Source organism: Aeromonas bivalvium (assembly GCF_000819765.1).
GTDB lineage: Bacteria > Pseudomonadota > Gammaproteobacteria > Enterobacterales > Aeromonadaceae > Aeromonas > Aeromonas bivalvium.
The window spans coordinates 1-273 of record NZ_CDBT01000058.1; the positions used below are offsets into that span (position 1 = coordinate 1).

Annotated in this window: 1 pseudogene; it reads right to left on the reverse strand. The window is 60.1% G+C overall.

From position 1 onward, the window contains the following. Positions 1–62: 62 nt before the first annotated feature. Positions 63–273 (reverse strand): annotated as a pseudogene (locus tag BN1119_RS20265) (IS3 family transposase); the annotation flags it as partial.

Genomic DNA, 273 nt, shown 5'->3' on the forward strand with positions numbered 1-273 from the left:
GCCATAAAGTCGCGCACCCTGGCCGCCGGCGTTTTTCAAGATAGTTGTCGCGCAAAGCTGTTTTAAGCAGCCTCTTTTTGCTCCGGCTCGGGTTTCTCGGGCCGCTCCGGATTTAGCATCACGGCACCGATAGGTGTCCAGTCTCGCGTCTTGCCACTCCACCTCGCTGGGTGTTGTGCTCGGGCGGCCTGGTACACAGCATCCCGTTTCGCCAGCAGGGCTTTATCGTCACCCCGATGCCGCTCGTTGGGTGTGACGAAGCGGATACGGCTA